This is a genomic window from Aeromicrobium sp. Leaf272, from assembly GCF_001422865.1.
Taxonomy (GTDB): domain Bacteria; phylum Actinomycetota; class Actinomycetes; order Propionibacteriales; family Nocardioidaceae; genus Aeromicrobium.
Genome location: NZ_LMMY01000011.1, coordinates 305,653 through 317,392, shown reverse-complemented (window position 1 = coordinate 317,392; position 11,740 = coordinate 305,653). Strand labels below are relative to the sequence as shown.

At 73.7% G+C, this 11,740-nt stretch carries 12 protein-coding genes; 8 read left to right on the top strand and 4 right to left on the bottom strand.

The features are described from left to right. A partial coding sequence (locus tag ASF38_RS19255; RefSeq protein WP_235497549.1) for a TetR/AcrR family transcriptional regulator occupies window positions 1–192 on the bottom strand: 192 nt, incomplete at its 3' end. Between the two features lie 46 nt (window positions 193–238). Between ASF38_RS19255 and ASF38_RS08585 the strand changes: the two genes are divergently transcribed. From ASF38_RS08585 to ASF38_RS08570, 4 genes are read left to right on the top strand one after another with little or no spacing between them, the layout of a single operon-like run. After that, a complete protein-coding gene (locus ASF38_RS08585; protein ID WP_235497547.1) occupies window positions 239–1,864 on the top strand; it encodes a carboxyl transferase domain-containing protein in 1,626 nt (541 codons plus the stop codon). A 7-nt stretch (window positions 1,865–1,871) separates the two neighbouring features. Beyond that, on the top strand, window positions 1,872–3,743 hold the full coding sequence (locus ASF38_RS08580) for a biotin carboxylase N-terminal domain-containing protein (protein WP_056575153.1): 1,872 nt from the start codon (window positions 1,872–1,874) through the stop codon (window positions 3,741–3,743). Further along, on the top strand, window positions 3,740–4,699 hold the full coding sequence (locus ASF38_RS08575; RefSeq protein WP_235497544.1) for a hydroxymethylglutaryl-CoA lyase: 960 nt from the start codon (window positions 3,740–3,742) through the stop codon (window positions 4,697–4,699). The genes ASF38_RS08580 and ASF38_RS08575 overlap by 4 nt, the downstream gene beginning before the upstream one ends. Before the next feature lie 56 nt (window positions 4,700–4,755). After that, on the top strand, window positions 4,756–6,180 hold the full coding sequence (locus ASF38_RS08570; RefSeq protein ID WP_056575152.1) for an NAD(P)/FAD-dependent oxidoreductase: 1,425 nt from the start codon (window positions 4,756–4,758) through the stop codon (window positions 6,178–6,180). Here ASF38_RS08570 and ASF38_RS08565 read toward each other — a convergent pair. Continuing rightward, entirely contained in the window at window positions 6,177–7,751 is a 1,575-nt protein-coding gene (locus ASF38_RS08565; protein ID WP_056575147.1) for an FAD-dependent oxidoreductase, read from the bottom strand. The genes ASF38_RS08570 and ASF38_RS08565 overlap by 4 nt on opposite strands. A gap of 65 nt (window positions 7,752–7,816) precedes the next feature. Here ASF38_RS08565 and ASF38_RS08560 point away from each other — a divergent pair, with 65 nt between their 5' ends. Further along, window positions 7,817–8,386 carry a helix-turn-helix domain-containing protein gene (locus ASF38_RS08560; protein WP_056557102.1) on the top strand — a complete coding sequence of 190 codons (570 nt, stop codon included), beginning with the start codon at window positions 7,817–7,819 and terminating at the stop codon, window positions 8,384–8,386. 18 nt (window positions 8,387–8,404) lie between these two features. On the opposite strand, the gene ASF38_RS08555 is transcribed toward ASF38_RS08560, so the two are convergent. Next, window positions 8,405–9,403, bottom strand: a complete 999-nt coding sequence (locus ASF38_RS08555; RefSeq protein ID WP_056575144.1) for a DMT family transporter — start codon at window positions 9,401–9,403, stop codon at window positions 8,405–8,407. Window positions 9,404–9,442: 39 nt separating this feature from the next. On the opposite strand from ASF38_RS08555, the gene ASF38_RS08550 reads away from it, so the two are divergent. Further along, window positions 9,443–9,982: a CGNR zinc finger domain-containing protein gene (locus ASF38_RS08550; RefSeq protein ID WP_055961822.1), complete on the top strand. Its 540-nt coding sequence runs from the start codon at window positions 9,443–9,445 to the stop codon at window positions 9,980–9,982. Beyond that, complete coding sequence (locus ASF38_RS08545) at window positions 9,979–10,599, top strand: GyrI-like domain-containing protein (protein ID WP_056575141.1); 621 nt, start codon at window positions 9,979–9,981, stop codon at window positions 10,597–10,599. The genes ASF38_RS08550 and ASF38_RS08545 overlap by 4 nt, the downstream gene beginning before the upstream one ends. A 101-nt stretch (window positions 10,600–10,700) precedes the next feature. Here the strand turns inward: ASF38_RS08545 and ASF38_RS08540 are convergent, their stop codons facing one another. Then, on the bottom strand, window positions 10,701–11,381 hold the full coding sequence (locus ASF38_RS08540) for an EcsC family protein (protein WP_055961816.1): 681 nt from the start codon (window positions 11,379–11,381) through the stop codon (window positions 10,701–10,703). Window positions 11,382–11,458: 77 nt separating this feature from the next. Between ASF38_RS08540 and ASF38_RS18000 the strand changes: the two genes are divergently transcribed. Continuing rightward, window positions 11,459–11,740, top strand: a 282-nt coding sequence (locus ASF38_RS18000; RefSeq protein WP_200914465.1) for a hypothetical protein, incomplete at its 3' end; no start/stop codon positions are given.

Genomic DNA, 11,740 nt, shown 5'->3' with positions numbered 1-11,740 from the left:
CTCCAGCAGCTCCGTGCTGATGTCGACCAGCGCCTGGGCGAGCACTGATTCCTTGCTGCGGAAATGCTTGTAGATGGCCGGGCCCGAGATCCCCGACGCCGCGCCGACGTCGCCGACGCTGACGCCGTGGAAGCCGCGGTCGGCGAACAGCTCGACCGCGCTGCGGGCGATCTCGCGACGGCGGTCGGACATGGCACGACCGTACCGCATCTGGTTAATGGGTGTTAACCTCAGGCGCATGAGCACCGGCTCCCCCTCCACGCTGCGCGACCTCGTCGACGAGCTGCACGAGCGCACCGCCCGCGTCCGCCGCGGCGGCAGCGACGCCTCGCGCGAGCGGCACGTCGCCCGCGGCAAGCTCCTTCCGCGTGACCGGGTCGACCGGCTGCTCGACCCGGGCTCGCCGTTCCTCGAGATCGCGCCCCTGGCGGCCTACGGGATGTACGGGGGCGACGGGCCCGGGGCTGCGGACGAGTACGCCGTGCCGAGCGCGTCGATCATCACCGGCATCGGCCGCGTGGCCGGCCGTGACGTGATGGTGGTGGCCAACGACGCCACCGTGAAGGGCGGCACCTACTACCCGCTCACGGTCAAGAAGCACCTGCGCGCCCAGACCGTGGCGCTGCAGAACCGGCTCCCCTGCCTCTACCTCGTCGACTCCGGGGGCGCCTTCCTGCCGATGCAGGACGAGGTGTTCCCCGACCGCGACCACTTCGGCCGCATCTTCTTCAACCAGGCGCAGCTGTCGGCGCGCGGCATCGCGCAGGTGGCGGCCGTCATGGGCTCGTGCACGGCCGGCGGTGCGTACGTGCCGGCGATGAGCGACGAGTCGGTCATCGTCAAGGAGCAGGGCACGATCTTCCTCGGCGGGCCCCCGCTCGTGAAGGCCGCGACGGGCGAGGTCGTGACGGCCGAGGACCTCGGTGGCGGCGACGTGCACGCCCGCACGTCCGGCGTCGTGGACCACCTGGCCGACGACGACGCGCACGCCCTCGACATCGTCCGCTCCATCGTCGGCACCCTGGGTCCGGCCCGCACCCACCTGGAGCCGCAGCCGGCGCTGCCGCCGCGCGAGGACCCCGAGACGCTGCTCGACGTCGTACCCGTCGACGGACGCACGCCCTACGACGTGCGCGAGGTGATCCGCCGCGTCGTCGACGACTCGCGCCTGCACGAGTTCAAGCCCCTCTACGGTGACACGCTCGTGTGCGGGTTCGCCCACGTGGAGGGCTATCCCGTCGCCATCGTCGCGAACAACGGCATTCTGTTCAGCGAGTCGGCCCTCAAGGGTGCCCACTTCGTGGAGCTGGCCAACCAGCGCGGCATCCCGTTGCTGTTCCTGCAGAACATCACGGGCTTCATGGTCGGCCGCGAGTACGAGAACGGCGGCATCGCGAAGGACGGCGCGAAGCTCGTCACCGCCGTCGCGTCCAGCGTCGTGCCGAAGCTGACCGTGATCATCGGTGGCTCGTTCGGTGCGGGCAACTACGGCATGTGCGGCCGGGCCTACGACCCCCGCTTCCTCTGGACCTGGCCCAACGCGCGCATCTCGGTGATGGGCGGCGAGCAGGCCGCGTCGGTGCTTGCCACGGTGCGCCGTGACGGCATCGAGGGGAAAGGCGGCGCGTGGTCCGCGGAGGACGAGGAGGCGTTCAAGGCGCCGATCCGCGACCAGTACGAGGTGCAGGGCAACCCCTACTACGCCACCGCGCGCCTGTGGGACGACGGCATCCTCGATCCGCGCGAGACCCGCCGCGTGCTCGGGCTCGCCCTCCAGACCTGCGCGAACGCGCCCGTGCCGTCGTTCGCCGACCGACCCGACCTGGACGGTGGAGCCCCCGGCTTCGGCGTCTTCCGGATGTGATCCCCGCATGACCACCCTCCAGACCGTCCTGATCGCCAACCGCGGCGAGATCGCCCGCCGCGTGGTCCGTGCGTGCCGGACCGCCGGCCTGCGCACCTTCGCCGTCTTCACCGACCTCGACGCGCACGCGCTCCACGTGGAGGAAGCCGACGAGGCCGTGCGCATCGGCTCCTACCTCGACGTCGAGGAGGTCGTGGCCGCTGCCGTGTCCTCCGGTTCCGACGCCGTGCACCCGGGCTACGGCTTCCTGTCCGAGAACGCCGCCTTCGCGCGTGCCGTGGAGGCCGCCGGGCTCGTGTTCGTGGGTCCGTCGCCCGACGTCATCGAGCTGATGGGTCGCAAGGACCGGGCCCGCGAGGTCGCCGAGCGGGCCGGCGTTCCGGTGACCCCGCGGTACGAGACCGACGACGTCCCCGCCGATGCCTACCCGGTGCTCGTGAAGGCCGCGGCCGGCGGTGGCGGCAAGGGCATGCACGTGGTGCGCCGCCCCGAGGACCTCGCCGACGCCGTGGCCACCGCGCGTCGAGAGGCGGCGTCGTCGTTCGGCGACGACACCCTGCTCGTCGAGGCCTACGTCGAGGGCGGCCGCCACGTGGAGGTGCAGGTCTTCGGCGACGACCACGGCACCGTCGTGCACCTCTTCGAGCGCGACTGCTCCGCGCAACGTCGCCACCAGAAGGTCGTCGAGGAGGCGCCGGCCCCGGGTCTCGATCCGGCGCTGCGCACGTTGCTGCACGACTCGTCCGTGGCGCTGTGCCAGGAGGTCGGCTACGTCGGCGCGGGCACCGTCGAGTTCCTCGTCGCGGACTCCCCCGGGGGGCAGACCGCCTACTTCCTCGAGATGAACACGCGCCTTCAGGTGGAGCACCCCGTGACCGAGCAGGTGACGGGCCTCGACCTCGTGCAGTGGCAGCTCGACGTCGCGGCGGGCCTGCCGCTGCCGCTCGCGCAGGACGAGGTCACGTGCGCCGGCCACGCCGTGGAGGTGCGCGTGTACGCCGAGGACCCGTACACCGGGTTCCTCCCGCAGGCCGGGCACGTGCTCGACGCGCGCTGGGGCTCTGTCGATCTGCCGCCCACGGCCCGGCACCCCCGCCGGGCCGAGGTCCACGCCTCGATCGAGGGGGAGGCGGTCGTATCGTCGGCGTACGACCCGATGCTGGCCAAGCTCGTCGCCCACGGGCCCGACCGCGACGCCGCGGTCGACGCGCTGCTCGACGTCGTCGACGCCTCTGCGGTGGAGGGCATCGAGACGAACCTCGGCTGGGTGCGGCGGCTCGTCGACTCGCCGGAGTTCCGCGCCGGCGAGGTGCACACCGGCTGGCTCGACGCCTACGAGGGCCCGCTGCTGGAGCGGCCGTCGGTCGCGCCCGAGGCGCTGCGATCCGCGGCGCTGCTGCTCGGCGAGGCCGACGACGAGTCGCCGTTCGGTCGCGGCGACGGCTGGCGCTCGGCCGGTCCTCCCGTGCCGCTGACGGTGCACGTCGCCGAGCCCGACGGCACGACGCACGACGTCGTCGACGATCCCGGTCTCGCGCATGCCGACGCGACCGCGCGGGGGCGCCGCGTCTGGGCCACCTGGCAGGGGCAGACGTGGGTGCTCGAGGCCGCCGACGCCATGCGACGCTCGTCGGTGGCGGCCGCCGGCACCGCCGACGTCGTCTCGCCCATGCCTGGTGCGGTCGTGGCGCTCGACGTCGCGGTCGGCGACGCGGTGACGGCGGGTCAGCGGCTCGGCGCCGTGGAGGCCATGAAGATGGAGCTCGCACTCGTCGCCCCCCACGACGGCACCGTCACCCACGTGGGCGCCGCCGTCGGCGACCAGGTGGCGATGGGCCACGTCGTGGTGCACGTGGAGCCCAGGGCGGACGACGCATGACGCTCCCGGAATCCCCTGCCGCCCAGGGCCCGGCACCCCTGCCGATGGTCGTGCCGGAGCGGGGTCTCCCCGAGCGCGTGACGATCTACGAGGTCGGTCCGCGCGACGGCCTGCAGAACGAGAAGGCGGTCGTCCCACTCGACGTGAAGGCCGCCTTCGTGCGGCGCCTCGTGGACGCCGGGCTGCCCGTCGTGGAGGCCACCAGCTTCGTCCACCCACGGTGGGTGCCGCAGCTGGCCGACGCGGCCGACCTGGTCGAGGCCCTGCGAGAAGGGCCTCGGTTCGAGCACCCGGTGCTCGTGCCCAACGAGCGCGGCCTCGACCGAGCGCTGGAGGCCGGGTGCAGCCACGTGGCCGTGTTCGCCAGTGCCACCGAGACCTTCGCGGCCAAGAACCTCAACAGCGCCCTCGACGCCCAGATGGCGATGTTCGAGCCCGTCGTGCGACGTGCCCGCGAGGCCGGCGCCGACGTCCGTGCCTACGTGTCGATGTGCTTCGGCGACCCCTGGGAGGGTCCGGTCGACCCCGAGGTGGTCGTCCGCGTGGGCAGCGACCTGCTCGAGCTGGGTGCGGTGCAGCTGTCGCTCGGCGACACGATCGGCGTCGCGACCGCCGGTCAGGTGGGCGACCTCGTGCGTCGGTTCGGGGCGGCCGGGGTGGGGCCCGAGCGGCTGGCCCTGCACTTCCACGACACCTACGGCCAGGCCCTCGCCAACGTCCACGCCGGGCTGCAGGCCGGCGTCACGACCTTCGACGCCTCGGCCGGTGGCCTCGGCGGGTGCCCGTACGCGCAGAGCGCGACCGGCAACCTGGCCACCGAGGACCTGGTGTGGTTCCTGACCGGTCTCGGCATCGAGCACGGCGTCGACCTCGACGCGCTCGTGGCCACCAGCTCCTGGATGGCCGAGCAGCTGGGCAAGCCGCCGGCCAGCGCCGTGGTCCGCGCCCTGTCCTGAGCCGTGCAGCCGTTCGGCCGGGCTGCGGGCGTCTGAGGCGGTGACAGGATGGAGCCATGACGTCGGCGGTGGTGGTGGGCAGTGGACCCAACGGGCTCGCGGGCGCCGTGCGCCTGGCGCAGGAGGGTCTCGACGTGACCGTCCTCGAGGCCGCCGACCGGGTCGGCGGTGGGACGCGCACCAGCGAGCTGACCGTGCCCGGGGTGCTGCACGACGAGTGCTCGGCGTTCCACCCGATGGGCGTCGCCTCGCCCTACCTCGCGTCCCTGGAGCTCGAGCGGAACGGCCTGCGCTGGCTCTGGCCCGAGGTCGACCTCGCGCACCCGCTCGACGACGGTCGCGCCGGGGTGGTCAGCCGCGACATGGAGCGCACGGCAGCCTCGCTCGGCGCCGACGCGCGCTCGTGGACGAAGCTGTTCGGCCCGATCACGCGAGACTTCGACGACCTGCTCGCCGACGTGCTGCGTCCCGTCGTGCACGTGCCGTCGCACCCGCTCACCCTCGCCCGCTTCGGGCTCCAGGCGGCCCTGCCGGCGAACGTGCTGGTCCGTCGCTTCGACGACGAGCCCGCCCGCTCCCTGTTCATGGGCGTGGCCGCGCACGTGTTCGGTCGGCTCGACACGCCGCTCAGCGCCTCGGTGGGTCTCATGCTCGGCGCCGCGGGCCACCGCTACGGCTGGCCGGTCGCCGAGGGTGGCTCGGGATCGATCGCAGCAGCGCTGGTCGCCCGTCTGGAGGAGCTCGGTGGCACCGTGCGCACCGGCGTCGAGGTCACGAGCATGGGCCAGCTGGCCGAGGAGATCGGCACCCGACCCGACGTGATCCTGCTCGACACCTCGCCGCGCGGCGCCCTGGGCATCGTCGGCGACGCGATCCCGCCCCTCGTGGCCCGGCAGCTGCGGGGCTACCGCTACGGTCCGGCGGCGTTCAAGATCGACGTGGCGATCGACGGCGAGATCCCGTGGACCAACGACGAGGTCCGCCGCGCCGGCACCGTCCACGTCGGCGGGTCCGCAGCCGAGATCGTCGACGCCGAGGGGCGCACGGCCCGCGGTGTCATGCCGGACCGTCCCTTCGTGCTGCTCGGCCAGCAGCACCTCGCCGACCCCAGCCGCTCGCGCGACGGGATCAACCCGATCTGGGCGTACGCGCACGTCCCGCACGCCTGGCCGGGTGACGCGACGGACCTGATCCTGGGCCAGGTCGAGCGTTTCGCCCCCGGCTTCCGTGACCGGGTCGTGCAGGTGGTCTCCAAGGGCACGGCGCAGCTCGAGGCCGGCAACGCCAACTACGTGGGTGGCGACATCGGCACCGGCGCCAACACGTGGCGCCAGATCCCGCTGCGCCCCCGCCCCACGCTCGACCCGTACTCGCTCGGCGTCGACGGCGTGTACCTGTGCTCCGCCGCCACCCCGCCCGGCGGCGGCGTGCACGGCATGGGCGGCTTCAACGCCGCCGAGGCCGCCCTGCGTCGCCTCTAGGCCGCCCGCGTCGCGACGAGGATGCTGTCGCGGACGGTGTGGGCGCCCATGCCGGTGTGGGTGCGCTCGACGACCTCGGTGCGTGCGTCCCACCCGTCGCCGAGGGCCGGCAGCAGCGCCTCGGGCACGAAGAGGTCGTCGCGGTCGCGGATGCCCGCCGGCACGTCGCCCGGGTGGTGCCCCACGACGAGCAGCGTGCCGCCCGGCGCCACCGCCGCCGAGAGCCGGCGCACGACGTCGAGCATCGGCTCGGGCGGCAGGTGCACGTAGTGCGCGGTCACGAGGTCCCAGCGCTCGTCGCCTGGCTCCCAGGTGCGGATGTCGCCCACCCGGAACGACGTCCGCTCGGCCACCCCCGTCTCCTCGGCGTGCTGCCGCGCCCGGTCGAGACCGGTGGGCGAGAAGTCCATGCCCGTCACGTCCCACCCGTGCTGGGCCAGCCAGATGACGTCGGCACCCTCGCCGCAGCCGACGTCGATCGCGCGGCCCGGCGTGAGCTCCGACGCCTTCACCGGGACCTGCGGGTTCACGCGGCCGCTCCAGACCGGAGCCGCCTCGCCGTACCGCTCCTCCCACGCCTCGGGCTCGCGCATCGCGGCGCGCGAGGCCTCCACGGCGGTGTCGGTGTCCTCGGCGACGAGCTGGGCGTTGAGGAGGGCGCCGGTCTGCATGCCGGCCGCGGCCGAGCCGATGACGGTCGCCATCGGCGCGGCGGCGTTGCCGACCGCGAGGACGCCGGGCACGGGGGTCGCCCCGGTCGCGTCGACCTCGAGACCCACGCCCATCGTGGTCCCATTCATCTCGACCTGCGCCGTCGGCACGCCGAGCAGGTCGGCGACGTCGGTGCGGGCGCGTGGGAACGACGCGACGGCGATCGCGTCGAGCTCCACCACGGTGCCGTCGGCGAAGCGGACGCCCGAGAGCCGGTCATCGGTCACGAGCACCTCGGCCACGACGTCGTCGACCACGCGGTGGCCCTTGGCGCGCAGCGGCTCACGCTGCCCGTGGTCCAGTGCGACGCCGTTCGCCAGGACGGTCAGCTGGTCGGTGAGCTGGCCGAACAGGCCGGCCTGGTGCAGGCCCAGGGGGCTGGTCAGCAGCACGCCGACGCGCTGGTCGCGCACCTCCCAGCCGTGGCAGTAGGGGCAGTGCAGCACGTCGCGCCCCCACCGCTCGGCCAGGCCGGGGACGTCGGGCAGCTCGTCCACGACGCCGGTGGCCAGCACCACGCGGCGCGCCACGAACCGGCTCCCGTCGTCGACGGCGATGGCGAACGAGGGAACCGCTCCGGGGAGCGCCTCCGCGCCGGTGACGCGACCGCGCACGACGGTCGCACCGTAGGACTCGACCTCCTCGCGCCCGATCCGGGCGAGCTCGAGCGGCGGGGTGCCCTCGCGGCCGAGGTAGTTGTGCATGTGGTCGGCCGGGGCGTTGCGCTGCTCGCCGGCGTCGACCACCACGACGGAGCGTCGCGAGCGGGCGAGGACCAGCGCGGTGCTCAGACCGGCGGCACCTCCGCCCACCACGACCACGTCGACGGCGGTGGTGTCAGGAGTGGAGTTCAGGCTCATGGGACGAGCCTGCCCCGCGCGTGCTGACTTGACAAGCAGTGTTGCCGTAATGGCAAACTGGTCCGATGGAAGCCTCGGACCTCGGCGACGTGCTGGCCGGCGTCGGCCCGCGCCTGCGCCAGCTCCGCCTCGAGCAGGAGGCCACGCTCACCGACCTGGCCGATCAGACCGGGATCTCCGTGAGCACCCTCTCGAGGCTGGAGTCCGGGCAGCGCAGGCCGACGCTGGAGCTCCTCCTGCCGCTGGCCGCCGCCCACGGCGTGGCCCTCGACGAGCTGGTCGACGCACCCGAGACCGGCGACCCGCGGGTCCGTGCCCGCCCGGTCGTGCGGCACGGGCGCACCTTCGTGCCGCTCACGCGACGCCCCGGCGGGCTCCAGTCCTACAAGATCGTCATGCCGCCCGAGCCCGGCGCGGAGCCGACCCTCCAGACGCACGAGGGCTACGAGTGGATGTACGTCCTGTCCGGACGGGTGCGCCTCGTGCTCGGCACCCGTGACCTGACGATCGGGCCGGGCGAGGTGGTGGAGTTCGACACCCGGACCCCGCACTGGGTCTCCTGCCCCGGGCCCCACCCCGCCGAGGTGCTGGCCATCTTCGGCCCCCAGGGCGAACGGATGCACGTGCGCACCTGAGTCGGCCGACGTGGAGGGTCAGGCGCCGGGCGGGACCGGCTCGACGGTCGGACCGACCGACGTCGCGACGCTGCGCTCGCCCAGCTTCACGAGCACCACGCCGGCGAGCACCAGTGCGCCACCGACCAGCTGGGCCGGACCGGGCAGCTCGCCGAGCAGCAGCCAGGCGAAGACGACGGCCAGCAGCACCTCCGACAGCGCCACGAACGACGCGACCCGCGAGCCGAGCCGCCGACCGGCCGCGATGCCGGTGACGTAGGCGAGGGCGGCGGTCACCACGCCGAGCAGCAGCACCGGCACCCACCAGTCGACGGTCGCGCCACCCAGGGCCACGTCGCGGGTGGAGGCCGTCATGGGCAGCACGCCGACGAGGCCCCCAAGGCCGAGCACCGCGGTGCCCACCAGCAGCCCACCGCCGGCGAGCGCGAGCGGCGGCACCCCCACGCGGTCGTCGGCCGAGACCAGGAAGTAGGTGGCGGCGCCGACGGTCGCGCCGAGCGCCCAGAGCACGCCGATGCCGTCGAGCGAGACTCCGGAGACCACGCCGAGCACGAGGGCCAGGCCGCCCATGGCCACCACGGCGCCGGCCACCGTGAGCCGACCCGGGCGCTCGCCCCGCGCCACCCACAGGAAGAGCACGACGGCGACCGGTGCCATGTACTCGACGAGCAGCGCCACGCCCACCTGGAGCGTCTGCACGGCGTAGAAGAAGCACAGCTGGGCTCCGGCGACGGCGAGGATCCCGTAGACCACCACGGCGGGCCCGGCGGCCCGGGCGCGGTGCCACCGTCCGCGCATCGCGAGGGCGGCGGGCACGGCCACGACGAGCGCGGCCACGCCCATGCGGATCGTCGCCGCGGCGCCCGCGCTCCAGCCGGTGTCGAGCAGCCCGCGAGCGAGCGACCCCGAGAGCCCGAAGGCGGCGGCCGAGACGAGCGCGAAGACCAGGCCGCTCGAGGTGTGGCCGGACCCGGAGGTCGACGACCGTCGAGTGCCGTCAGGAGCGTAAGTGGTCATGGCTCATGACGGTAGGGCGTCGTGGCATAAGGTGTCAACATGGTTTTCGCTCCTGACACCGAGGCGAACCTCGTCGCGGCCGTCGAGCTCGTGAACACGGCGTCGGATCCCGACACGCTGACCTCGGTGAGCGCGCTCGACGCGTACTACGCCCGGCACGGCTACACCGGCCGGCACGACCGCGACCGCGCGGAGCTCGACGCCGTCCGTGCTCTGCGTGCCGACCTCCGTGCGCTGTTCACGGCCTCCGTCGACGACGCCGTCCGCCGGGTCAACGCCCTGCTCGACGAGCATCCTGCGCGGCTCCGGCTGGTCAACCACGGCCGCCTCGGGCACCACCTGCACGTCGCCGACGACGACAGCCCGCTCCCGTCCCGCATCGGCGTGGAGACGGCCGTGGCCTTCGCCGACGTCGTCAGCGCCGGCGAGCTGTCGCGGTTCGGCGTGTGTGCGGACGACGGCTGCGACGGCATCGTCCTCGACCTCACCCGCAACCGGTCACGGCGCTTCTGCAGCACCACCTGCGGCAACCGGTACGCGGCCGCGGAGTACCGGGCCCGGCAGCGGGAGCAGGAGTGAGCCTCGACCGGAAGTCCGAGCTCGACTGCTACCGCGCCCGGAAGGGTGAGTTCCGCGTGGTCGACGTCCCGTCGCTGACCTACCTCGCGGTCGACGGCCGGGGCGACCCGAACACCTCGCCCGCCTACGCCGAGGCGCTCGGCGCGCTCTACCCCGTCGCCTACACGCTGCGGTTCGCCGGCAAGGCGCTCGGCCACGACGAGGTGGTCATGCCGCTCGAGGCGCTCTGGTGGTCCGACGACATGGCCACGTTCACGACCTCGCGGGACAAGAGTCGATGGAGCTGGACGGCGATGATCCTGGCGCCGACCTGGGTCGACGACTCCGCCCTCGCCGACGCCGTCGCCGCGGTGACGCGGAAGAAGGATCGGCCGGTCGGGTTGGAGCGGGTCACGCTCCGGACGCTCCACGAGGGCCCGTGCATGCAGACGCTCCACGTCGGTCCGTACGACGACGAGGGACCCGTGCTCGCCCGCATGCACGACCACGAGATCCCGGCCGCCGGACTACGGATGACGGGCCACCACCACGAGATCTACCTCGGTGACCCGCGGCGCACCGCGCCGGAACGGCTTCGCACCATCCTGCGTCAGCCCGTGGAGCGCGGCTCGGACTGATCGGACGGTGCGGATTCCACCGTCTCGGCGGCCTGAGGGTGGAATCTCCACCTCTCGATGCACGTGGGGCTCGTTCGGTGGAGAAGTCACCGCGCGGGGGGCTAGGCGGAGCGGATGTTGCGGTCGCGCAGCTCGCGGGCGGCGTACTGCCCGATCTGGCGCGTGGCCCAGCCGTCGCTGCCGGCGCCCACGGCGCCGCCGATGAGCGGGACGCGCCGCGCGACGAGGGTCACCGCCCGACGTCCGACGGTGCGCGTGACCAGCTCGGCCGTGACCTCCTGGGAGATGATCCGGTCGAGCTCGGGAGAGTGCATGGGCGACGTCGCGAGCGTCATCGGCGCCGAGGGCAGCTTGCCCGAGCGCAGCAGGTCCTTGACGGCGTCCTCGCCGAGCATGCAGACCAGGATCGCGTTGCGGACCCGCGGGTCCTCGAGGTCGTAGCCGCGCAGCGCCGCGATGCCGGCCACCATGTGGGCCTGGACGAGCGTCACGCCGACGACGTTGGCTGGGACGGCGACCGCCACGGCAGCGATGCCGCCGAGGTTGGTCACGAAGCCCTGGGCACCCGCGAGCGCCGTGTGGCGACGGACGTGGCGCGCGATCGCCTGCTCCACGTCGCCGTCGCTGTCCACGAGGTGCGCGTCCGCGGCCTTGCGCGCCGACGGGAGCGGTCCGAGACCGTCGATCGCCCGGTCCAGCACCTGGCGGACGAAGCCGCCGGCGACCTGGGGTGCGATCTTGTTGGTGGCGGCCACAGCCGCCTTGCCACGTAGTCCTGCCATGCCCTCATCCTAGGGACGCGGGCCGCGGCCGCCCGCCGAACGTGGGCGTGGACGGCGGGTGGCCCTACGCTCACCCCATGGACCAGGCGTTCAGCCAGCGGGTCACCTCGCGCGGCTGGCTCGACGAGGCGCACGCCTGGGTGCACGAGCGCGCCGAGGAGGCGGGGCACGTGCTCGCCGGACCCATCCAGCAGCCCCGCGTGCGGCCGTGGTCCACCCAGCTGGTCGTGCCGACCGACCGTGGACGGCTGTGGTTCAAGGCGAACTGTCCGTCGATGGCCTTCGAGCCCGCCCTGCACGAGCTGCTGGCCGGGATCGCCCCCGACCAGGTCGCGGCGCCACTCGCGATCGACCCGGGC